Consider the following 22,463-nt stretch of genomic DNA (forward strand, 5'->3'; position numbering starts at 1 on the left):
AAACATTCGCCAAAACTCAATCTATTGCATAGTCTTAATATTGAGACAGACTTGAGCGATCGGAGTCTCGATAATGTTACCCGTTCGCACAGATGGGCTTTTCACAAATATTTTATCAACAATAAATAATAAGGGTTAGAGAATGGCTGGGCAGTTTAAGATGGATTCCATTCCGGGGTCGCTTGTCGTCGTTGGCGGCACGTATGAGCCTTGGTTATCAGTATTAGAGCAAGTTGGCTGGAAGTGTCACCAGGTAGGTGATTTACGTAAAGCTAATGCGTTGTTGGAAGATATTGGTCCCTGTATTGGTATCGTAGACCTTAGCCATGATGAGTTCAGCTTAAACGGTTTGGCTAATTTGGTGAGCTCTCATAAGCACGTGCGTTGGCTGGCATTCATCAGAGAGTCTCAGCTGGGTGCTGATACGATCTGCCAGTTTATCGTCAACTTTTGTATCGACTTCTTCACTGCTCCAATTCCTGACGCGCAACTATTAAGCACCATCGGTCACCAGCTTGGTATGCTGAAATTAGAAAAGAAAGTGTGGCCAAGTTTTGGTAACAGTCTTGATATGGGCCTGTTGGGAGAATCAATCCCAATGAAACGTTTGAGAGATCAGGTGAAGCGTATTGGTCCAACAGACGTCAGTATCCTTATTTCTGGAGAAAGCGGTACCGGAAAAGAAGCGGTCGCCCGAGCGATTCATAAGGTCTCTTCCCGTTCTCACAAACCGTTTATGTCGATTAATTGCCGAGCTTTGAACGAGCAGAGATTCCAAGCGGAAGTGTTTGGTATGGCAGCGAACAGTTCAATAGGTCCAAGCTTACTGGAACAGGCTGATGGTGGTACCGTTCTTTTTAATGACGTGCTTACCATCTCTAAGCAACAACAAATGAATTTGTTGAGATTTTTGCAAGAAGGCACTGTCGAAACCGCTGACGGTGTGAAAAGTGTTAACGTTCGTATTCTTGCGGCGAACTCATCTGATGTAGAGAAAGCGCTGATTAACGGTGACTTCAACGAAGAGCTTTATCACTACATTAACGTGTTGCGAATTAGTGTTCCTAGCCTTAAAGAGCGTGCCAGCGACATTGCGTTATTGGCGCGTTTCTACTTGCAAGAGTTTTCAAAAGAGTACAACTCTCAAGCGAAAAGCTTCTCAGAAGATGCCCTAAAAGCTCTGACGCGTTACTACTGGCCTGGCAATGTGCGCGAGCTAATGAATCAAGTCAAACGTGCAGTATTAATGTCTGACAGCGTTGTGATTGACGAGCATCATTTAGATCTGCCTCAACGCAATGACTCCAAACGAAGCCTGAAATCGATTCGCGAAAAGAGCGAACGTGATGCATTGCTTGTAGTTTTGGAGTCGCACTCAGGCCAAGTGTCGAATGCTGCTAAAGAGCTGGGTGTCTCGCGTGCAACCATGTACCGCCTTCTCAACAAGCATAATTTAATTTCAGACCAAACTATCTAAGCCATATGTCTTCATTGATTCGGAATAGATTGAAATAACAAGAGCGGCCAATGGTCGCTTTTGTTTTTCTATATTTATGATTTATAAAATTCGATGATTTATATATTCCCTAGATGAATATGTTATTCAAAAAAACATATGCAACTTGATTTCAGGTTATTGATTTGTTTTTTATCGAGACGGCAAAAATTGTTTGATAAATAAACACCAGAGCTTACAATTTAACCGTAACTCAAAGAGTTATATCACTTCATAAACGGATTAATTTTTTAGCTAGGAGGCGCAAGATGAAACATTACGTTGATAACACCATGACTTGCGCTGATTGTATTTCTATCGCACCGACACCTCTAAAATCGGCAGATACCAATACTACCACTGGCTCACGAGATAAAAATTAACCCGTAACCTATCTTATTTTTTACTAGGCTGCGGAAAAATGGCGGTTTAGTACCACAGTTCAATCTGTTTCTCTGCGCACTATTTTTCCCAGTCGACCTCTATTGATACTTGGAGAAAATATTATGCGTCACTCTATTTACTTGAAACTTGCCACTCTACTTTTGAAAGCAGACTTAAGACGTGAAGAAAAGGAATGGCAACGCAAAGTTCGCCGCTCTGCTCATGATATTCCGTGGACTAATGTGCACTTATTGAAGGATATTGGTATGGATCCTGAAGGTCGCTCTACACGCGTAAGTGTTCCTGACACTGTTATGGTTGAGCGTCGAGTTCGTCATCTTCGTCGTGTTTTAACTGCGCGAATACCGACGTAATTTATAGCGTGTTGGGCTTTGTCTGTTGCTATCTATGAGACGTAAGTTCGGCACGCTATAAATACAGAACTTTGAAAGAGTTAATCCAAATAGAACGAAACAGGCTGACCTTTATGGTCAGCCTGTTTGCATTTATGGACAAGGGTTGGAATAAGTGGTGCCTATGGTTTGAATTTCAGTTAGCAGCTCTTCACTGAGTTGGAGATCAATACTATCAATGTTGGCTTTTAGCTGATCTAGGTTAGTGGCACCAATAATATTTGAAGCGACAAACGGACGCTGATTAACGAAGGCCAGAGCCATTTGAGCCGGATCTAAACCGTGCTCTCTCGCCAGATTCACATACGCTTCGGTTGCTTTGAGGCCCTGAGGCGTAAAGTAACGAGCAAAGCGCTCCCATTTAGTACAGCGGGCGCCTTCTGGTTTCGCTCCGTTGAGATATTTACCGCTCAGGCAACCAAATGCGAGAGGGGAATAGGCCAGTAGTTGGACGCCTTCGTAGTGGCTAATTTCGGATAAGCCCACTTCAAAGCTGCGGTTGAGTAAGTTATACGGGTTTTGAATGGATACGATACGTGGCAAGTCGTGCTTTTCTGCTAAGCGTAGCAACGACATTACGCCCCAAGGTGTTTCATTTGATACGCCGATATAGCGAACCTTACCCGCATTGACCAGCTCGGTTAATGCTTCTAGTGTTTCGATTAAGGTCACTTCTTCTTGTTTGTCTGGGTAAGGGTAATTCAGTTGTCCGAAGCAGTTAGTTTGACGTTGTGGCCAGTGCAATTGGTATAGATCAACGTAATCCGTTTGTAGTCGTTCCAGGCTTGTATCAATGGCATCGTGAATATTACGACGATTCAGGCTCATGTTGTCGCGAATATAGGGAACGCTTCTCGGTCCGGCGACTTTTGTTGCCAGTACGACTTTTTCTCGTTTGCCTGATTTTGCTAGCCAATTTCCAATGTATTGTTCGGTCAGTCCTTGTGTCGATGCTTGTGGTGGCACAGGGTACATCTCAGCGGTATCGATGAAGTTCACCCCATGATCCAGGGCAAAGTCGAGCTGCTCAAACGCTTCTTTTTCTGTATTTTGTTCTCCGAACGTCATGGTCCCAAGACAAATCTTACTTATCTCGAGCGATGAGTGCGGTAGTTTGGTGTATTGCATTTCACTTCCTTGAGTTACCGACTTAATAAGTTCTTCCAATATAGGGGATTTTTAGGCGCTCTCGCAAATGATTTACGTTTAACCATATCGATGACTCGAAAGCTATTCATACCGTAACTACACTTAGAGCAAGTGGTAAAGGAGGTGAATCATGCAGAAGCATCAATTGGACATGTGGTTACATGGTCAGCACAAAGACAGCTATAAAATGCCTAAGGTCTTTGTGATAGGTTGCTCTGATGTCTCTGACTATTTGCTAGCAGTGGAATACAAACACCAACTGGAACCGATCAAAGATGGCGAAGAACCTATTCATTTCGGATCGTTAGAATTGGTGAAAGAAGAGCTGCTCAGGTTGGGGTTCGACAAAGCATATTTGAGGTTGCACAATGCGTACGACGAGTGCGGCAGTGATGAGGTCGCTTCATATTGTGATATTGAATTGTCACTCATCACACACTAAATGTCGGTAAGCTGCCTTACTCCGATTGGGCGTTGATGTAGTGCTTCAACAAAATCTGCTCGGTAAATTGTGTTCTTAGGTAGAAACCTCGGGGCAGAGTTTTTATCGGCTTGCCATTTGAGCTGTAAGCTTCTGTTTGTGCTTTGGCATTGGCGGCTTTTGGTCTCAGATGCAGTGCCTCTCCGTGTCTGGCGGATATTTGATCAAATTTGCCCAGTACGATCATTTCCATCAATTCTTCCCAGTCGCAACGTAAAATGCGCTCTTCTTCTTCATCGGGCGACCAAATCAGAGGGCTGCCGACACGACGCTCAGCAAGAGGAATTTCTCGCTCTCCTTCAACGGGCACCCAAAGTACACGAGAGAGCTTGTTTCGTACGTGGCTTGTTTCCCATGTCAGGCCTTGCACGCCAGTTAGGGGGGCGACACAGACGAACGTGGTTTCTAACGGTCTGCCTGAATAACCAATTGGAATACTTTTGAGTTCGATCCCCAGTTTGGAAAAGTCTTGTTGGGGTTTACTGCCCGCTGGTGCGCCTAAATGCCATTCAAGTAACTGACCCACCCAGCCTTTGTCCCTCTTTAAATTCTCAGGAACGATCATATCGGCTTCTGCTGCAAGTTCCGCAAAGCTGAGACCGGCGATATCGTGAGCACGCTCCATAAGCTCTGATTCTGTTTGTGGTTCTGGTTTCATAATGAATGGGGATTATTTCAAAACATACAGTTTAACAAATTCCGCAAAAAAGCACTGTTTAAGATTTCATCGAGGTGGATTAAGAATGATCAATTCATAACTTATCCACAGGTAGATGGGGTAGTGATTGGATCTAAGCCGGTGCTGGATGAATTAACAGGGGTTTTAAACGGTTTTTAGGCTTGATTTTATTAGGATGTCGTGAAGCTACGCTGGATAAGTGTGGATAAATTGCAGGTTGGTGGATCTTTAACCGATCTGTTTTTGATGAAAAGATCATCAGTTGATTTTTGATCATTTAATCATCGAGTTTGGGTTTAAAGTGATATTAATCAAATATTTATTTTCAGTTGTCATTAATATTAACCAAGTGGTTTGCGAATGTTTTGAACAGAAATACTTTTTGCTATCGAATTCTTCACAAAGTTATTCACAGAAAAGGTGAATAAATGTGGGCAATGTCTCACTCTTGTGTTGATAAAGTATTTTATGGCTAAAAGATATCCAATGATGGTGGAAAAGTAATAAATCTTGCTCATATCACATCAGTAAGTTTGCTAGTCATGGGGATATGTGGAAAAATCACGGTAATAAAAAATTATTCATAGAGGTTAGCCAGTGATAGATGGCGATGGTTACCGACTGAATGTTGGTATTGTGATATGTAATAACCATGGTCAGGTCTTCTGGGCTAAACGATACGGGCAACACTCATGGCAATTTCCACAAGGTGGAATTGACGAAGGTGAAACACCTGAGCAAGCAATGTTCAGGGAGTTATATGAAGAAGTCGGTTTAACGAAAAAAGACGTTAAAATCATTGCAACAAGTCGTCATTGGTTAAGATATAAGCTACCAAAGCGACTGGTGCGTTGGGACTCCAAGCCTGTTTGTATCGGCCAAAAACAGAAATGGTTTCTGTTGCGATTGGAATGCGATGAATCTCGCATTAATATGCAACGTGGGAAATCCCCTGAATTTGATGGTTGGCGGTGGGTAAGTTATTGGTACCCGGTTAGGCAAGTTGTTTCTTTCAAGCGAGACGTATACCGTCGAGCAATGAAAGAGTTTGCTTCTTTAGCCATGCCTTTTCGAGAAAGAAAAGCGAAAGGGAAAAGAAAAAAGCAACGTAGAGGATAGTCATGCTCAGCCAGCTAAGGGAAATAGTTGAAAAAGTCTCCAGAGTCGACGATGTCCATCTGGCTCTCGATATATTGGTTAAAGAGACTTGTGCTGCCCTTCGCACAGAGTGTTGTACTATTTATCTTGCTAATGAAGAGATGCAGCGCCTTGAGTTAATGGCAACTCAAGGCCTGACTTTTGAAGGTGATAGCATCCATATCAACTTCAATGAAGGCTTGGTCGGGTTAGTAAAACGTAGCGCTGAGCCGCTCAACCTTGCTGAAGCGTCTAAACATCCCGAGTTTAAATTTTTCCCTCAGCTCGGAGAACAAATTTTCCACTCCTTCCTAGCCACTCCTATTATCCATCGCAAACAAGTTCTGGGTGTTTTAGTTATTCAACAGAAAACGCCGCGTTTGTTCAGCGAGATGGAAGAGTCATTCCTCGTGACGCTCTCCGCTCAGTTAGCGGTATTGATTGCTCATGCGCAAAGTCTTGGCCATTGGCAGTTAGCTTCTAAACCTACTGTTCTTAAAGGCGTACCAGCGTCTACTGGCGTGGCGATTGGCGAGTTCTGGTTTGATAATACTCAACCTAGCTTGTCCGATGTTTTTCCTGCCTCTACGTTAGACAAAGAGCGAGAATATGAACTCTTGCTGGTGGCGATCGAAGGCGCCTTAAATGACTTCCGCCGAATGCGTAAGAAGCTGGATAGTGAAATCAATAAAGACGCGTTAGCTATCTTCGATTTGTTTACTCACTTGTTGAACGATCCGATGTTGCGCGGTGATCTCAAGAAACAAATTGAGAAAGGCGACAGAGCTGATTGGGCATTGCGCCAAGTGGTGGAGTCGTATTCAAATCGATTTGCCCGAATGTCTGATGTGTATATGCGCGAGCGAGCGCAGGACATTAGAGAGTTGGGCCAAAGATTGCTTTATTTCTTGCACAATAGTGAACAAGAGAATTCTGCCATTGACCGACCAGTCATTATGGTGGCGAATGAGCTTACTGCAACCTTACTTGCGTCGGTTCCTAAAGAACACTTATTGGCGGTGGTTTCGCTAGAAGGGGGAGCAAACTCTCACGCGGCGATTCTATCTCGCGCACTAGGTGTGCCTGCTGTTATGGGCGCAAACATCAACACAGAAGTGGTCAATGGTAAGTTGGGCATTGTTGATGGTTATACCGGAGAGATTTTCCTCGAGCCAAACCGTCAGTTATTACGTGAATACCGCAGTTTAGTCAGCGAAGAGACTGAGCTCGCCGCAATGGTGAACAAAGATCTCGCACTACCTGCGATTACGCAAGATAACCACCAGATTGAAGTGATGCTCAATGCGGGTCTCAGCGCGGACAGCAATATTGCGATCAACACAGGTGTGGATGGGGTAGGGTTATATCGAACTGAAATTGCATTTTTACTTCAGCATCACTTTCCATCTGAAGATGAGCAGTATCATCAATACAAAGCGATACTAAACAGTTACGCACATCAGCGTGTGGTAATGCGTACATTAGATATCGGTGGGGATAAACCACTGCCGTATTTACCGATCGATGAAGACAACCCATTTTTAGGTTGGCGCGGTATTCGCTTTACCTTAGATCACCCGGATATTTTTCTTATCCAGTTACGCGCGATGTTAAGAGCAAGCGCTGATAGCGGTAACTTAAGTATTTTGTTGCCAATGGTCTCTGGTGTGAAAGAGTTGGATGATGCGATTACTTTAATTAATCAGGCATATACTGAAGCCGTGTTGATTGATGATCGTATTCAGGCACCGAAAGTCGGGGTTATGATCGAAGTGCCATCGATGGTGTATTTGTTACCGACCATCGCGCATCGCGTTGATTTCGTTTCAGTGGGTACCAACGACTTAACACAGTATTTATTAGCCGTGGACCGGAACAATTCCCGTGTTTCTGATGTCTATGAATCCATGCACCCAGCCGTGTTGCTGGCGCTAAAGCAGATTCATGACGTTTGTCAGCAATATCACGTACCGGTTTGCATCTGTGGTGAGTTAGCTGGTGATCCGTTTGGTTCGCTCTTGTTATTGGGCTTGGGCTATACATGTCTGAGCATGAACACGTCTAACGTCGCTAAGGTTAAGTATTTGATTCGTCACAGCCAACAAGAAGAACTTAAAAAATTAGCGGAACAAGCTATGACACTTTCATATGGAGAAGAAATTCATCAAATGATGCATGATTTCTTTATCCAACAAGGATTCGCTGGCTTTATTAGGGCAGGCAAAAAGTAGTAGGTAATCGTGACTGTCTCTTTATTTTTGTTATTGCTGGCATTGGGCGCGTTTGTCGGTGTCATGGCGGGTCTGTTAGGTATCGGCGGCGGGTTAATTGTGGTACCTGCCTTGCTGTATCTTCTTCCTTTTGCAGGTATTTCGCCTGAGCTGAGTATGCATATTGCGCTGGCAACCTCACTGGCGAGCATTATTATTACCTCTGGCTCATCGGCCATGCATCATCTCAAACTCGGTAATGTCGATATGTTTGTGGTCAAGTGGTTGATGCCGGGAGTGGTAATTGGTGGTTTTGTCGGTGCCAGTTTAGCTGAATTAATTCCCACGCATTATTTGCCAAAGCTCTTTGGTGTGATTGTGCTGCTTCTTGCAGTACAAATGTTCCGCTCAATAAAAGTACTGAAATCTAAACCCATGCCGAGCAGCCCGGTTACCGTAATGTATGGCGCTGGCATTGGTGTCGTGTCCAGTTTGGCTGGGATTGGTGGTGGTTCACTGTCCGTTCCTTTCCTCAACAAACATGGTGTTGAAATGCGAAAAGCGGTGGGCTCGTCTTCGGTGTGCGGCTGCGTCATCGCTATTTCAGGTATGATCGGTTTTATCTTGCACGGCTACAAAGCTGAGAATTTACCTGCGTACAGTATTGGGTATGTTTATCTTCCGGCTTTATTAGCGATTGCCATGACCTCTATGCTCACCACCAAAGTTGGCGCGAAGCTGGCGACCCGTCTTCCTACAGCAGTATTAAAAAGAGTTTTTGCCGTATTTTTGATTATCATTGCGGCGACCATGTTACTGTAAATTTTATCCGTTTTATTTGTATTAAGAAGAGAATGATTTATGTCTCAGGGATTCATCGAATTTCCCAATATTGATCCGGTTTTAATCTCTATTGGTCCTGTCTCAATCCGCTGGTACGGCTTAATGTATCTGGTTGGCTTTATCTTTGCCTTATGGCTGGCGAACCGCCGTGCTGATAAACCGAACAGTGGCTGGACGAGAGAGCAGGTGTCCGATCTATTGTTTGCGGGCTTTCTCGGCGTAGTGATTGGTGGCCGAGTAGGTTACGTGATTTTCTACAATTTTGAGTTGTTCCTGGCTGATCCTTTATACCTGTTTAAAGTCTGGACGGGTGGCATGTCATTCCATGGCGGCTTACTCGGCGTGATTACCGCAATGTTCTGGTACGCACGCAAAAACGGCCGTACTTTCTTTGGTGTGGCCGATTTTATTGCTCCACTTGTGCCGTTTGGTTTGGGAATGGGGCGTCTGGGTAACTTCATGAACAGTGAGCTGTGGGGGCGTGTCACCGATGTGCCTTGGGCGATTATCTTCCCGAACGGTGGTCCTCTGCCTCGTCACCCTTCCCAGTTGTATGAAATGGCGCTGGAAGGCGTGGTTCTCTTCTTCATTTTGAACTGGTTTATCAAAAAGCCGCGTCCTCTCGGTTCAGTATCAGGGCTATTTTTAGCTGGATATGGTACATTCCGCTTCCTAGTAGAGTTTGTACGTGAACCGGATGCTCAGCTTGGTCTGTTTGGTGACTTTATTTCGATGGGACAAATCCTGTCTACGCCGATGATCGTGCTGGGAATCCTGATGATGGTTTGGGCGTACAAACGTGGTCTTTACCAAGATAAAGCTCCAATTAAAACGAAGTAAGGTATTGGTGTGAAACAGTATTTAGATTTGTGTCAGCGTATCGTTGACCAAGGTGTTTGGGTTGAAAATGAGCGTACAGGCAAGCGTTGTCTGACGGTGATCAACGCGGATTTGACCTACGATGTTGCGAACAACCAATTTCCTTTAGTGACGACACGTAAAAGCTTCTGGAAAGCGGCTGTTGCTGAGCTACTGGGTTACATCCGTGGTTATGACAACGCAGAAGACTTTCGCAAATTGGGCACCAAAACCTGGGATGCAAATGCTAACCAGAATGACGCATGGCTGAATAACCCTTACCGTAAAGGTGAAGACGACATGGGCCGTGTATACGGCGTTCAAGGTCGTGCATGGGCTAAGCCTGATGGCGGCCACATTGACCAACTGCGTAAGATTGTTGATGATTTAACGCGCGGCGTAGACGACCGTGGTGAGATCCTTAACTTTTACAACCCTGGTGAATTTCACATGGGTTGTTTACGTCCATGTATGTACAGCCATCACTTTTCACTTCTCGGTGACACGTTGTACCTCAACAGCACACAACGTTCATGTGATGTGCCGTTGGGGCTGAACTTCAACATGGTTCAGGTTTATGTTTTCCTGGCTATCATGGCGCAAATTACCGGTAAGAAGCCGGGTCAGGCGTATCATAAGATTGTGAATGCACATATTTATGAAGATCAGCTGGAGTTGATGCGTGATGTGCAACTAAAACGTGAACCACTTAAAGCACCAACTTTCCACATCAATCCTGAAATCAAATCTCTGGAAGATTTGGAAACTTGGGTCACGCTGGATGACTTCTGGGTCGAAGGTTACGAATATCATGACGCAATTCGCTACCCATTCTCTGTGTAGTCTGCTCTGTTGGTCATAAGATGAAAAAGCTCCGAATGGAGCTTTTTTTCGTTTACGGCAATTATTTTAGCGCGCTGACTATATACCGGTGTATTGGGTCAGTTTGCTGAGGATGAGACAGTGCAGGGCTGATGAATTCTGGTTGGGCAAAGATGCCTTTGTTAACCAGTGAGCGAATCATATCGAAGTATTTCAGCTCTGTTTTACCACACAAGAGTAATGAGAAATCGTTCCCCAGATTATCGTAAGCGTTGAGCACTTCTCGAAACCCACGTAGGTATAAGTAGTCTTTTGTCAGGCCACCACCGCGGTAAACACGAGCGGTAATCGTGAAGGCTTGTGTATCGGAAGTATGGTATTGCTCTTTAAGCAGCCTGAAGGTTTGGCGGAAATCACGTTCTTTGATCATTGATTCAACCGCTAACACACGAAGAGCCAGTGTACGTAATCGCTTGATGCTAAAGTGCCCGGAAAGGTACTCACATAAAATCGCTAAACCTTCCTGCGTATTGGTATTGGCAGGGCAACCTAAACTTAAGACGTTAAGTGGTTGTCTACGGCCGTTAATGGTTGTCAGTAAATGAACCCCCATCTCGTGATGAGCCAATGCTTCTAGCTCGTCAGTCGTGATGTATGCAGCACTGTTTATTTTTACGCGTAAGCCAGAAACAAGGGCATTTGCTAGCATGCCATCAAGCACCTGTATTTCACAATCATAGCCATGTCTATCTGCAAAGCTCCCCATGAACTGAGCGATGGAATGGCTGTCATGCTCTGGCTGGCTTTCTTCTTCCGTTGGTAAGTGCAAGATGAAGTGTGCATTGGCGATATCCTTTGCACTAGGCTCACCGTAGTAACGCAACGAGTTATACAGAAAATCTTGGGTACCAATGGTATCTACCTGATCAAGCTTATCGGCATAGGATTGAATCACGTCCGCATAAAGTTTTTGCAGTTGTGTATCCTTGATATTTTCTAATGGTAACTCATACAAAAGACGTTTGGATTGGTGGGTGATAAGAGGCGTCTTTTGGTATTCAAAGTTAGGCTCTTGAGAATACTTGTTGTTGATGAAGCTTTCTCTTTCTAATGCGTAATTGAGAGGGTTTACGCTACTGAGGATATCAATATCACTAACCAATTGGGTTAGTTGTTCGTCTATTGCTAATAGCTGGCTGGAAATCGATTCGTGAGCTTGAGCCATACTGTTTAACTCCGTGTAAAGGCAACACCAACCGTCATCGTGATTGATTCGAGTGGTAAGGCTCAAATTATCACCAGGCACGTGACTTGAACAACAAATATTTGTTGTTCATCCTCTTTAACATTGAACAATACTTGTGAAAATGGCGGATACAAAAAAGGCTCCACAATGTGGAGCCTAAAGTAAAGCGATGGTAATTCGTTATTATTATGCAGTCAGAGCAAGAATCGCACCTGGCAAAATAATGAATACAGACATCAAGTAGCCACCAACAACGGCTTTGTTCTTAATTGCCATCTCTGAAATCATTTCAGCGCCTTTCAGTGGTAGTTCACGTAGGAACGGAATACCGAAGATAAGTAGCGTTGCTGCAATATTGAATACTAGGTGTACCAGAGCGATTTGTAGTGCAAATACTGCGAACTCACCAGATACAGCCGTTGCTGCCAGTAGAGCTGTGATACATGTACCAATGTTAGCACCTAGTGTAAATGGGTAGATATCACGTACTTTTAGCACGCCAGTACCCACTAGTGGAACCATCAAACTCGTGGTTGTTGAAGATGATTGCACAAGAACAGTAACGATAGAACCAGAAAGGATACCGTGGATTGGACCACGACCAATTGCGTTCTTAAGAATGTCACGAGCTCGGCCAACCATTAGGCTCTTCATCAGTTTACCCATCACAGTGATAGCAACGAAGATAGTTGCAATACCAAGGATGATAAGCATCACGCCACCAACTGTGTCACCGAATGTTGAAAGAGGCTCTTTGATTGCACTCACAACAGGTTTCGTCATTGGTTTAATGAAGTTAAAGCCTTTAATGCTCATGTCGCCAGTTGCAAGTAACGGCGAAACAAGCCAATGAGAAATCTTCTCTAAGATGCCGAACATCATTTCCAAAGGAAGGAAAATCGCCACAGCAAGTAAGTTGAAGAAGTCATGGATGGTTGCACTAGCAAATGCACGCTTGAACTCTTCTTTACAACGAACGTGACCTAGAGAAACAAGAGTATTAGTAACCGTTGTACCAATGTTGGCACCCATTACCATAGGAATCGCCGTCTCTACAGGCAAACCGCCCGCAACTAAGCCCACAATAATAGAAGTTACAGTACTAGAAGATTGGATTAGGGCTGTCGCTACCAGACCGATCATAAGACCAGCTACAGGGTGCGATGCAAATTCAAACAGTACTTTTGCTTGATCGCCAGTGGCCCATTTAAAGCCGCTACCAACCATCGATACTGCTAGAAGAAGCAGGTATAGCATGAATGCCAAGTTAGCCCAGCGTAACCAGCGAGTCGTACTCGAGATCGGCGCCGCTGTTGAAGTAGCTTGGTTCATCATAATTTTCTCCGTGACCTTTCAGTTCTTTCTTGGTCTTTAGTTGAAACTGAGGGCGATGTTAGAGAAGAAATATTTCAGTAATATTACAGATTGATGGCGGTTTGGATTTTTTATTGTCATTTTTGACAGTTGCAAGTTTGTGGTTGTTTTTGTTATTTTAAGTTGCTGTTTTTAAATGGTTTTTATTTTTGATTTCTGGTGGCGTTATGCGGGGCTAATTTCGTAAAAATGGGTTTTATCGCAAGTTTTATGACAATGTGAATATTACATATTCGGTAAAACCTGAGTTTAAATGATTATTTTGTCGGTTTTGCCGAGTTAATTGTCTATCCCTGTCACATTTGATATAAAAACATCACCATCATTTCGGGAAATGGGTATGTCACATCTAAATTATAATCATCTTTACTACTTCTGGATGGTCTGTAAACAAGGCTCTGTTACTAAAGCAGCAGATGCGCTCTTCCTCACACCGCAAACGGTGACCGGACAAATTAAAGCGTTCGAAGAGCGAATGAAAGGGAAGCTGACAAAGCGCAATGGGCGAACCGTTGAGCCCACAGAATTAGGTCAGCTGGTGTTTAAATACGCCGACCGAATGTTCGGTTTGAGCTATGAGATGCTAGATATCGTGAATTATAGCCAGCACTCCAATATTTTGTTTGAGGTCGGTGTGGCTGATGCATTGTCAAAGCGTCTGGTTAGTAAAGTACTCATGACAACCGTTCCTGAAGATAACAGTATCCATCTGCGCTGTTATGAATCGACCCATGAACTCTTATTAGAAAGATTATCTCAACACAAACTGGATATGATCTTATCTGACTGCCCGGTCGACTCAACTCAAAGCCCAGGCCTCTATAGTAAGAAACTCGGGGAAAGCCGCATGAGTTTCTTTGCCTCGTTTGAAATTGGAGAGGTGAATTTCCCCGAAATATTGGAACAGAAAAAACTGTTGATACCAGCAAGTCGTACAGCAATGGGGCGCAAAGTCATTCAGTGGTTTGACCGACAAGGTTTACAGCCTGATATTTTAGGTGAGTTTGACGATGTTGCCTTGATGAAGGCCTTCGCACGATACCATGATGATGTGATATTTCTGGCTCCGACCATGTACATGTCCGAAATTGAAGACGACCGAAAGTTACAACTAATCGGTCATGTGGATGATTTAAAAGAAGAGTATTATGTTATTTTTGCGGAGCGGATGATCCAGCATCCCGCAGTAAAGAATGTTTGTGACGCTGATTTTAGCCAAATGTTTGAATAAACACGTATCGTTGCGCAAATAAATAGATTACTATCGACAAAAATATAAACCTAAATCTAAATGAGACTTAAATAACTTCGACTGGTTTTTTGAACGTGCAAATGGCGTATCGAGATAGGGTGAATGAACGCTGGTGGTTAAGACTTACTAGCTTTACCTGTAATCGAGAACCTAGGTTAAAGTTATCAATATTGAGACTCTGATTATTTATCTGGATGTCACGAGAAAATTTTTGTATCACAACTAGCTAGCCCGAGTTGGAATGAGTAAGTTGTAGCTAGAGGTCCAACACATGAATTTACAAGACATGGAGAAAAACTCCGCTAAAGCTGTCGTATTGCTTAAAGCGATGGCGAACGAAAGACGCTTACAAATTCTTTGTATGCTGCATAACCAAGAGCTTTCTGTTGGAGAGCTGTGTGCAAAATTGGAGCTGAGCCAGTCGGCGTTGTCACAGCACCTTGCTTGGCTACGACGTGATGAGTTAGTGGCAACAAGAAAAGAAGCGCAAACGGTGTATTACACCTTGAAGAGTGACGAGGTCAAAACACTGATCAAAACGCTTCACGGCCTATACTGTGCCAATTAATCATTTTGATTAAAGAATGTGACATGGTGATTTCAGTCTGGCAGCGTTGAGAAGCCACTAGATTGGTCATCAGAAAAAGAAAAGCTGGCAGTGCCAGCTTTTTTTATCTTGATATCGATTTTGACGAATTTCAGATATAAAAAAACCGACATAAAGTCGGTTTTTTCTTCACTTTAAAATCAGGACTCTATTAAAGAGCTTTGATTTGTGCAGTGAAACGAGACTTATGGCGAGCTGCTTTATTCTTGTGAATAAGGCCTTTAGTTGCCATGCGGTCTAGGATAGGTGTAACTACAGCGAATGCAGCAGTTGCAGCTTCTTTGTCGCCTGCTTCGATAGCAGCAACAGTTTTCTTCATGTAAGTACGCATCATTGAGCGACGGCTAGCATTGTGCTGACGACGTTTCTCAGCTTGGATAGCGCGCTTCTTAGCAGATTTACTATTTGCCAAGGGTCTAACTCCCAAAAACTTAGTTCTGTGACAATTTAAGGGCGAGGAATATCCCTCATTTGCGCTTAAATGTCAAATGATTTGTGCAAAAACCGTTCTAAACCAAAACAAGTTTTGGTAAGAGAGGTCATCGCGGTTAAGATGGCGGGGATTCTAACAGCATTTTTATACCAATGCTAATAATTATCCACTCAGAACTAACAATAGGTGGATAAATTTTTGACGTCTATTTAGAGCCTCCACAAGCTTAACGGTATAGGGTTGGCTGTCTTATAGTGATATTCCGAGGTTACAGTGAGTAAACGACTACTCAAGTCAGGCATGATCGTCAGTGCTATGACTCTTATTTCGCGCGTTTTAGGCTTAGTCCGTGATGTGGTAGTGGCGAATTTAATGGGGGCAGGAGCAAGCGCAGACGTCTTTTTCTTTGCTAATAAAATTCCAAACTTCTTACGTCGTTTGTTTGCAGAAGGTGCATTTTCTCAAGCATTTGTACCAGTACTAACCGAAAGCCATGCTCAAGGCGATATGGACAAAACACGGGAGCTCATCGCCCGAGCCGCGGGGACTCTCGGGGTCATCGTTTCGGTAGTGACCCTGCTTGGCGTACTTGGCTCTGGCGTCGTCACCGCACTATTCGGCTTCGGCTGGTTTTTAGATTGGATGAACGGCGGGCCATCTGCCGAAAAGTTTGAGCTCGCTAGTATGATGCTCAAAATTACGTTCCCATATTTATGGTTCATTACTTTCGTCGCACTGTCTGGCGCGATCCTCAATACACTCGGTAAGTTTGCCGTTTCGTCATTTACCCCCGTATTTTTGAACGTCATGATCATACTGTCGGCTTGGTTTATTTCGCCGCAGATGTCACAGCCTGAGATTGGCCTTGCGATTGGTGTTTTCTTAGGTGGCTTAGTTCAGTTCCTGTTTCAAATTCCTTTCCTTATTAAAGCAGGCGTGATGGTCAAACCTAAATGGGGTTGGCGCGATCCGGGGGTAGTAAAGATACGTACCTTGATGATCCCTGCTTTGTTTGGTGTTTCAGTCAGCCAGATCAACTTATTGTTTGATACCTTTATTGCCAGTTTTCTCCAGACAGGGTCAATCAGCTGGCTGTATTACTCAGATCGCTTGCTGGAGTTTCCTCTTGGGCTCTTTGGTATTGCTATTGCAACCGTGATTCTACCGGCACTTTCTCGTAAGCACGTTGATGCCCACAGCGAAGGATTTGCTCATACCATGGACTGGGGTGTACGCATGGTTACGCTACTCGGTATTCCAGCCATGTTGGGGTTGATGGTGTTGGCGAAACCAATGCTGATGGTGCTATTTATGCGTGGTGAGTTTTCGCCGCAGGACGTACACCAAGCTTCACTTTCTCTGTTAGCCTACGCATCTGGCTTACTGAACTTTATGTTGATCAAGGTACTCGCACCGGGCTACTACTCGCGTCAGGATACTAAAACGCCGGTGAAATACGGCATCATAGCTATGGTGACGAACATGGTATTTAATGCCATTTTCGCTTATTTCTATGGCTATGTTGGTTTGGCTATCGCAACCGCGTTATCTGCTCTCGTCAATATGGTGCTGCTATACCGAGGTTTGCACTTAGCTGAGGTTTATCAGATAACTAAGCGCACTGTCTTCTTTATTATACGCTTGGTGATTGCCGGGGCTGCGATGGTTGCAGCGATTTTGTGGCAATTGGAAGATATGTCTGTCTGGCTCGAGTGGAGTTTTGCATACCGTAGCGGTGTGTTAGGAATGTTGATCGCGTTGGGAGCGGCGGTTTACCTTGTCGTTCTATTTTTAACAGGTGTGCGCTTAAAAGACCTAAAAGCTGGGACAGAGTAAGGGTGATTAGTATATAATCCGTCAGTTTCACACAGTGCAAAGTAAAAACAGAGGCAAAAAGCAGTATCCAATGGAACTGATCAGAGGCATTCACAATATCACATCGCGTCACTATGGGTGTGTTCTGACTATTGGCAATTTCGATGGTGTCCACAGAGGACATCAGCAAGTGTTGCAACAAGTGTCTGAACAGGCAAAGGAACTTTCGTTACCTTCGGTTGTGATGACCTTTGAACCTCAACCAATGGAGCTGTTTGCTAAAGGCAAGGCACCAGCAAGGTTGACACGACTGCGCGATAAGTTTGTCCAGTTAAGTAAACTAGACATTGATCGATTGCTGTGTGTCAATTTTAATCGACATTTTGCCAGCTTGACGGCGGAAGAGTTTATCCGTGACTTGTTGGTAGAGCGATTGGGTGTTAAGTTTCTTGTCGTTGGTGATGACTTCTGCTTTGGTAAAGGCCGCAGCGGGAGCTTTGCCATGTTGCAGGAAGCTGGGGAAAAGTACGGCTTTGAAGTCGTCAGTACCCAAAGCTTTTGTTTACAACGATTACGAGTGAGCAGTACCGCTATTCGGGAAGCCCTGGCTCGTGATGATTTGCATTCCGCACATGAGATGCTGGGAAGAAATTACAGCATCAGCGGTCGTGTTTCTCATGGAAGAAAGCTAGGCAGAACCATTGGTTTTCCTACAGCGAATATTCCTTTGAAACGCTGTGTATCTCCGGTATCCGGAGTCTATGTTGTTCAAGCGCTAGGCATTGGTGATAAGCCAATTGATGGCGTGGCTAACATTGGCCAAAGACCAACGGTAAATGGCGTTCGCCAACAGTTAGAAGTACACTTATTTGACTTTCATGCCAATTTGTATGGCAAGCAATTAGAAGTGGAACTTTTGCACAAACTTCGAGATGAGCAAAAGTTTGAGTCGTTTGAAGCACTTAAACAACAAATCGAATTGGATGCTGAAGCAGCAAGGGTGTGGCTGCGTCAGCTTAAGAGTTGAGCGGTTTATTCCACCGTTCAACATAATGTCTAATTTTCGCCCAATATAACGGAATTAAGAATCGATGAGTGAGTATAAAGATACCCTGAACTTACCTGAAACAGGGTTTCCAATGCGCGGCAACCTGGCCAATCGTGAGCCAGAAATGCTTAAGCGTTGGTACAAAGAAGATCTTTACGGTGAAATCCGTAAAGCTAAGAAAGGCAAAAAGTCATTCGTACTGCACGATGGCCCTCCTTACGCAAATGGTGACATTCACATTGGTCACGCACTAAACAAGATTCTTAAAGACATTATTATTAAATCCAAAACACTTTCAGGTTTTGACGCACCTTACATCCCAGGCTGGGACTGCCACGGTCTACCTATCGAATTGATGGTAGAGAAGAAAGTGGGCAAACCAGGCCAAAAAGTGACTGCAGCTGAATTCCGCGAAAAATGTCGTGAATACGCAGCAGGCCAGGTTGAAGGTCAAAAAGAGAGCTTCAAGCGTCTTGGTATCTTGGGTGAGTGGGATAAACCATACCGCACTATGGATTTTGATACTGAAGCGAACATCATTCGTGCGCTTGGTAAAATCGCGAGCAAAGGTCACCTGCTAAAAGGTTTCAAACCGGTTCACTGGTGTACAGATTGTGGTTCTGCTCTTGCTGAAGCAGAAGTGGAATACAAAGATAAAGTTTCTCCGTCTATCGACGTACGTTTTAAAACTGCGGACGAAGCGGCACTTTTATCTAAGTTTGAGCTGACTGAAGGTCATGAAGGTAAAGGTGACATCTCTATTGTTATCTGGACGACAACACCTTGGACTCTGCCAGCAAACCGCGCTGTATGTCTACGTGATGATCTTGAGTACGTGCTAATCCAAGTTGAAGGTGACAACCCTGAGCGTATCATCGTTGCCGCTGAACTTGCGAAAGATGTCATGGATCGAGCTGGTATCGAGCATTTCCACAACCTTGGCTTTGCTAAAGGTGCGGATCTAGAGCTTTCTCAGTTCCAACACCCATTCTACGATTTCACTGTACCGGCGATCCTTGGCGATCACGTTACAACTGACTCAGGTACGGGTGTTGTTCACACTGCGCCTGGCCACGGTCAAGAAGACTTCGCAGTTGGTCAAAAATACGACCTAGAAGTAGCAAACCCAGTGGGCTCAAACGGCGTTTACCTGCCGGACACTGAGCTATTTGCTGGCCAGCACGTATTTAAAGCGAACGATGCTGTGGTTGAAACGCTAAAAGAAAAAGGCGCGCTACTACATCACCACGCTTACGAGCACAGCTACCCACACTGCTGGCGTCATAAGACTCCAATCATTTTCCGTGCAACACCTCAGTGGTTCGTTTCTATGGACCAGGCTGGTCTACGTGCAAAAGCACTAGAAGCAATCAAAGGCGTGCAATGGATGCCTGAATGGGGTCAAAGCCGTATTGAAGGTATGATTGAAGGCCGCCCTGAGTGGTGTATCTCTCGTCAACGTACCTGGGGTGTGCCAATCGCTCTGTTTGTACATAAAGAGACAGCAGAACTTCATCCAAACACGCTTGAACTGATCGAAAAAGTAGCGAAGCTGGTTGAAGAAAAAGGCATCCAGGCATGGTGGGATGTAGACGCAGCAGAACTATTAGGCGACGAAGCAGAGCAGTACGAAAAAGTACTGGATACGCTAGACGTTTGGTTTGACTCTGGTGTTACGCACTTCTCAGTTGTTGATGCTCGTGAAGAGTACAACGGCCACAGTGCTGACCTATACCTAGAAGGTTCTGACCAACACCGTGGTTGGTTCCAGTCTTCTCTGATTTCATCTATCGCGATGAAAGACGAAGCGCCGTACAAACAAGTACTGACTCACGGTTTCGTTGTTGATGGCCACGGCCGCAAGATGTCGAAATCTATCGGTAACGTTGTTGCGCCAAAAGACGTAACTAACAAGCTAGGTGCAGATATCCTGCGTCTATGGGTTGCTTCTACAGACTACACTGGTGAAGTTGCAGTTTCTGATGAAATCCTAAAACGTAGTGCAGATGCGTACCGTCGTATCCGTAACACGTCACGTTTCTTCCTTGCTAACCTAAACGGCTTTAACCCAGAAACAGACATCGTTCCTGCAGAAGAGATGGTTGCGTTGGATCGTTGGGCTGTAGGTCGTGCACTTGCTGCTCAAGAAGAGATCGTAAAAGCATACGGCGAGTACAACACGCATGCGGTAATGCAGCGTCTAATGCACTTCTGTTCAATCGAAATGGGTTCTTTCTACCTAGACGTTATTAAAGACCGTCAGTACACAGCAAAACGTGGCGGTCATGCGCAACGTAGCTGTCAGACTGCGCTTTACTACATCGTAGAAGCTTTGGTTCGCTGGATGGCGCCTATCATGTCGTTTACTGCTGACGAAATCTGGAACGAAATGCCAGGTAAGCGTGAGAAGTTTGTACTTTGCGATGAATGGTACGAAGGCTTGTTTGGTCTGAATGAAGGTGAAGAGCTAAACAACGACTTCTGGACTGAAATCCAGAAAGTTCGTGGTGCGGTGAACAAACTGCTAGAAGCAGCACGTGCAGAGAAAACCATCGGTGGTGCACTGCAAGCTGAGTTGACGCTGTTTGCTGATGACGCGCTAGAAGCGAAAATCAATAAGCTGGACGATGAACTACGTTTCGTACTACTAACTTCTGCAGCAACAGTGAAGCCACTAAGCGAGAAGTCAGACGCAGCACAAGCGACAGATATCGAAGGCCTGTTCGTTGAAGTGAAAGCAACAGAGTCTGAGAAATGTGACCGTTGTTGGCACCACACTCCAGACGTAGGCACAATCGCTGGTCACGAGAAAATCTGTGGTCGTTGTGTATCGAACGTTGAAGGTGAAGGCGAAGTACGTAAGTTTGCATAATTAGCAAAGTAACGACTGAACTTTTTCACAATTTTATAGCCCCAGTATCTACTGGGGTTATTTTTATTGCCCAATTTCGCATTATCCTTGCAAGAGGATAACCAGCGAATTAAAACTCTTTGGTATTAATGACGGATTAGGTTCCTTATCGTACTCGTTCTCTATTTAGGGGATGGTCTGAGTGCAATGGGTTAGTTGATTGAGATAGGGATAGAAATGAGTCATATTCCATTAAAGCAATCTGGTGTACGTTGGCTATGGCTGGCGATTGTGATTTTTTTAGCTGATATTGGCATCAAGTACGTTGTGATGAACAACATGGGGTTCGGTTGGGCAAACCGCATTGAAATTTTGCCTTTCTTTAACCTTCTATATGTCCACAACTATGGTGCAGCATTTAGCTTCTTGAGTGATCAAGCTGGCTGGCAACGTTGGTTTTTCACTGGCATTGCCTTCATCGTGTCAGGTCTGTTGACCTACTGGATGAGCAAGTTACCAGCGAATGAAAAGTGGAATAATATTGCGTATGCCATGATTATTGGTGGCGCGGTAGGCAATGTCTTCGACCGAGTGATTCATGGCTTTGTGGTTGATTATCTAGATTTCTACTGGGGTAATTACCATTGGCCAGCATTCAACCTTGCAGACATGGCGATCTGTATAGGTGCTGCGATGATCATTCTTGATGGTTTTCGTAAAAAAGATGCTGAGAAGTAACGCTTGCCGACAATATTAAAATAACCCTAAGCGTCGCCCGTTGATTCGAGCGGCGCTTTTTATTATGTTGGAGCGCAAACTGGCGCATCTTAATAAATAAAGTGAAAAGCGCTTAAACCGATCACAGTAAATAAGTGACCAGTTGTTTACCGTGGATTGGTATTATCCAAGAAAAAGGAAGCAGTAACGTGACAACAATTACTAAAGAATCTGTAGTAACTCTACACTTCACCATTAAAATGAAAGATGGTTCAGTTGCAGACAGCACCCATAACATGGGTAAGCCCGCTAAATTTGTAATGGGTGATGGTAGCCTGAGCGAAAACTTTGAACAATGTCTGGTTGGCCTGCAGTCTGGTGAGCAAAAAGCGATTGAACTAAAAGCGGAAGATGCGTTTGGTATGCCAAACCCAGATCATATCCACCACATGGATCGCACCAAATTTGTCGGTGACGCAGAAGTGGAAGTGGGTACCATCATGGCATTTAGTGGCCCTGATGGTATGGAAATCCCAGGTATCATCACTGAAATTGCTGGTGATTCAGTAACGGTTGACTTCAACCATCCTCTGGCAGGGCAAGACGTGACTTTCGAAGTTGAGATTTTGTCAGTAGAATAGCGAACCCA

General features: G+C 44.4%; 20 protein-coding genes. 15 read left to right on the forward strand and 5 right to left on the reverse strand.

Features of this window, described 5'->3' with window-relative positions; genetic code table 11:
- Window positions 1–142 precede the first annotated feature (142 nt).
- Together vpsR and VER99_RS02380 are read left to right on the forward strand one after the other, a co-directional pair.
- Window positions 143–1,477: a cyclic-di-GMP-binding transcriptional regulator VpsR gene (vpsR, locus tag VER99_RS02375; RefSeq protein WP_014230851.1), complete on the forward strand. Its 1,335-nt coding sequence runs from the start codon at window positions 143–145 to the stop codon at window positions 1,475–1,477.
- A gap of 524 nt (window positions 1,478–2,001) precedes the next feature.
- Window positions 2,002–2,253: a hypothetical protein gene (locus VER99_RS02380; protein WP_020335919.1), complete on the forward strand. Its 252-nt coding sequence runs from the start codon at window positions 2,002–2,004 to the stop codon at window positions 2,251–2,253.
- A 132-nt stretch (window positions 2,254–2,385) separates the two neighbouring features.
- On the opposite strand, the gene VER99_RS02385 is transcribed toward VER99_RS02380, so the two are convergent.
- Window positions 2,386–3,420: an NADP(H)-dependent aldo-keto reductase gene (locus VER99_RS02385; RefSeq protein WP_020335920.1), complete on the reverse strand. Its 1,035-nt coding sequence runs from the start codon at window positions 3,418–3,420 to the stop codon at window positions 2,386–2,388.
- A 151-nt stretch (window positions 3,421–3,571) separates the two neighbouring features.
- Between VER99_RS02385 and VER99_RS02390 the strand changes: the two genes are divergently transcribed.
- Window positions 3,572–3,883, forward strand: a complete 312-nt coding sequence (locus VER99_RS02390) for a DUF6482 family protein (RefSeq protein WP_014230854.1) — start codon at window positions 3,572–3,574, stop codon at window positions 3,881–3,883.
- A 16-nt stretch (window positions 3,884–3,899) separates the two neighbouring features.
- On the opposite strand, the gene mutH is transcribed toward VER99_RS02390, so the two are convergent.
- On the reverse strand, window positions 3,900–4,580 hold the full coding sequence (mutH, locus tag VER99_RS02395; RefSeq protein WP_014230855.1) for a DNA mismatch repair endonuclease MutH: 681 nt from the start codon (window positions 4,578–4,580) through the stop codon (window positions 3,900–3,902).
- Window positions 4,581–5,198: 618 nt separating this feature from the next.
- On the opposite strand from mutH, the gene rppH reads away from it, so the two are divergent.
- The 5 genes from rppH to VER99_RS02420 are packed head-to-tail and all read left to right on the forward strand — an operon-like array spanning window position 5,199 to window position 10,492.
- Window positions 5,199–5,720 carry an RNA pyrophosphohydrolase gene (gene rppH / locus VER99_RS02400; RefSeq protein WP_005381953.1) on the forward strand — a complete coding sequence of 174 codons (522 nt, stop codon included), beginning with the start codon at window positions 5,199–5,201 and terminating at the stop codon, window positions 5,718–5,720.
- 2 nt (window positions 5,721–5,722) lie between these two features.
- Window positions 5,723–7,969 carry a phosphoenolpyruvate--protein phosphotransferase gene (gene ptsP, locus VER99_RS02405; RefSeq protein ID WP_020335921.1) on the forward strand — a complete coding sequence of 749 codons (2,247 nt, stop codon included), beginning with the start codon at window positions 5,723–5,725 and terminating at the stop codon, window positions 7,967–7,969.
- A gap of 9 nt (window positions 7,970–7,978) precedes the next feature.
- Window positions 7,979–8,770, forward strand: coding sequence for a sulfite exporter TauE/SafE family protein (locus tag VER99_RS02410; RefSeq protein WP_014230857.1), 792 nt, complete (start codon window positions 7,979–7,981; stop codon window positions 8,768–8,770).
- A 39-nt stretch (window positions 8,771–8,809) separates the two neighbouring features.
- Window positions 8,810–9,631, forward strand: a complete 822-nt coding sequence (lgt, locus tag VER99_RS02415) for a prolipoprotein diacylglyceryl transferase (RefSeq protein ID WP_020335922.1) — start codon at window positions 8,810–8,812, stop codon at window positions 9,629–9,631.
- Between the two features lie 9 nt (window positions 9,632–9,640).
- Window positions 9,641–10,492 carry a thymidylate synthase gene (locus VER99_RS02420; protein ID WP_020335923.1) on the forward strand — a complete coding sequence of 284 codons (852 nt, stop codon included), beginning with the start codon at window positions 9,641–9,643 and terminating at the stop codon, window positions 10,490–10,492.
- A 61-nt stretch (window positions 10,493–10,553) separates the two neighbouring features.
- On the opposite strand, the gene VER99_RS02425 is transcribed toward VER99_RS02420, so the two are convergent.
- Entirely contained in the window at window positions 10,554–11,696 is a 1,143-nt protein-coding gene (locus VER99_RS02425; protein ID WP_020335924.1) for a flavohemoglobin expression-modulating QEGLA motif protein, read from the reverse strand.
- A 207-nt stretch (window positions 11,697–11,903) separates the two neighbouring features.
- On the reverse strand, window positions 11,904–13,049 hold the full coding sequence (locus tag VER99_RS02430) for a Na/Pi symporter (RefSeq protein WP_024372782.1): 1,146 nt from the start codon (window positions 13,047–13,049) through the stop codon (window positions 11,904–11,906).
- Between the two features lie 382 nt (window positions 13,050–13,431).
- On the opposite strand from VER99_RS02430, the gene nhaR reads away from it, so the two are divergent.
- Both nhaR and VER99_RS02440 read left to right on the forward strand, forming a co-directional pair.
- Complete coding sequence (gene nhaR, locus VER99_RS02435) at window positions 13,432–14,322, forward strand: transcriptional activator NhaR (RefSeq protein WP_014230862.1); 891 nt, start codon at window positions 13,432–13,434, stop codon at window positions 14,320–14,322.
- A 292-nt stretch (window positions 14,323–14,614) separates the two neighbouring features.
- Window positions 14,615–14,911, forward strand: coding sequence for an ArsR/SmtB family transcription factor (locus VER99_RS02440; protein ID WP_014230863.1), 297 nt, complete (start codon window positions 14,615–14,617; stop codon window positions 14,909–14,911).
- Window positions 14,912–15,101: 190 nt separating this feature from the next.
- Here VER99_RS02440 and rpsT read toward each other — a convergent pair whose 3' ends face one another.
- Window positions 15,102–15,362: a 30S ribosomal protein S20 gene (rpsT, locus tag VER99_RS02445; RefSeq protein ID WP_014230864.1), complete on the reverse strand. Its 261-nt coding sequence runs from the start codon at window positions 15,360–15,362 to the stop codon at window positions 15,102–15,104.
- 294 nt (window positions 15,363–15,656) lie between these two features.
- Here rpsT and murJ point away from each other — a divergent pair, with 294 nt between their 5' ends.
- From murJ to fkpB, 5 genes are all read left to right on the forward strand, one after another.
- The gene (murJ, locus tag VER99_RS02450; protein WP_024372783.1) at window positions 15,657–17,219 is read left to right on the forward strand and encodes a murein biosynthesis integral membrane protein MurJ; all 1,563 of its coding nucleotides are present in this window, start codon (window positions 15,657–15,659) and stop codon (window positions 17,217–17,219) included.
- Between the two features lie 70 nt (window positions 17,220–17,289).
- Entirely contained in the window at window positions 17,290–18,225 is a 936-nt protein-coding gene (ribF, locus tag VER99_RS02455; protein WP_020335928.1) for a bifunctional riboflavin kinase/FAD synthetase, read from the forward strand.
- A gap of 64 nt (window positions 18,226–18,289) precedes the next feature.
- On the forward strand, window positions 18,290–21,118 hold the full coding sequence (gene ileS / locus VER99_RS02460) for an isoleucine--tRNA ligase (RefSeq protein WP_014230867.1): 2,829 nt from the start codon (window positions 18,290–18,292) through the stop codon (window positions 21,116–21,118).
- Between the two features lie 216 nt (window positions 21,119–21,334).
- The gene (lspA, locus tag VER99_RS02465; protein WP_020335930.1) at window positions 21,335–21,835 is read left to right on the forward strand and encodes a signal peptidase II; all 501 of its coding nucleotides are present in this window, start codon (window positions 21,335–21,337) and stop codon (window positions 21,833–21,835) included.
- Between the two features lie 188 nt (window positions 21,836–22,023).
- Window positions 22,024–22,455: an FKBP-type peptidyl-prolyl cis-trans isomerase gene (fkpB, locus tag VER99_RS02470; RefSeq protein ID WP_014230869.1), complete on the forward strand. Its 432-nt coding sequence runs from the start codon at window positions 22,024–22,026 to the stop codon at window positions 22,453–22,455.
- Window positions 22,456–22,463 lie beyond the last annotated feature (8 nt).

This window comes from Vibrio natriegens NBRC 15636 = ATCC 14048 = DSM 759 (genome assembly GCF_035621455.1).
Lineage (GTDB): Bacteria > Pseudomonadota > Gammaproteobacteria > Enterobacterales > Vibrionaceae > Vibrio > Vibrio natriegens.

Excerpts from the sequence above, each read along its gene's own strand:
- nhaR (WP_014230862.1), top strand. The coding sequence starts at position 13,432 with ATGTCACATCTAAATTATAATCATCTTTACTACTTCTGGATGGTCTGT.
- ptsP (WP_020335921.1), top strand. The coding sequence starts at position 5,723 with ATGCTCAGCCAGCTAAGGGAAATAGTTGAAAAAGTCTCCAGAGTCGAC.
- mutH (WP_014230855.1), bottom strand. The coding sequence starts at position 4,580 with ATGAAACCAGAACCACAAACAGAATCAGAGCTTATGGAGCGTGCTCAC.
- VER99_RS02425 (WP_020335924.1), bottom strand. The coding sequence starts at position 11,696 with ATGGCTCAAGCTCACGAATCGATTTCCAGCCAGCTATTAGCAATAGAC.
- vpsR (WP_014230851.1), top strand. The coding sequence starts at position 143 with ATGGCTGGGCAGTTTAAGATGGATTCCATTCCGGGGTCGCTTGTCGTC.
- VER99_RS02440 (WP_014230863.1), top strand. The coding sequence starts at position 14,615 with ATGAATTTACAAGACATGGAGAAAAACTCCGCTAAAGCTGTCGTATTG.
- VER99_RS02390 (WP_014230854.1), top strand. The coding sequence starts at position 3,572 with ATGCAGAAGCATCAATTGGACATGTGGTTACATGGTCAGCACAAAGAC.
- VER99_RS02385 (WP_020335920.1), bottom strand. The coding sequence starts at position 3,420 with ATGCAATACACCAAACTACCGCACTCATCGCTCGAGATAAGTAAGATT.
- ribF (WP_020335928.1), top strand. The coding sequence starts at position 17,290 with ATGGAACTGATCAGAGGCATTCACAATATCACATCGCGTCACTATGGG.
- VER99_RS02430 (WP_024372782.1), bottom strand. The coding sequence starts at position 13,049 with ATGAACCAAGCTACTTCAACAGCGGCGCCGATCTCGAGTACGACTCGC.
- VER99_RS02380 (WP_020335919.1), top strand. The coding sequence starts at position 2,002 with ATGCGTCACTCTATTTACTTGAAACTTGCCACTCTACTTTTGAAAGCA.
- lgt (WP_020335922.1), top strand. The coding sequence starts at position 8,810 with ATGTCTCAGGGATTCATCGAATTTCCCAATATTGATCCGGTTTTAATC.
- lspA (WP_020335930.1), top strand. The coding sequence starts at position 21,335 with ATGAGTCATATTCCATTAAAGCAATCTGGTGTACGTTGGCTATGGCTG.
- ileS (WP_014230867.1), top strand. The coding sequence starts at position 18,290 with ATGAGTGAGTATAAAGATACCCTGAACTTACCTGAAACAGGGTTTCCA.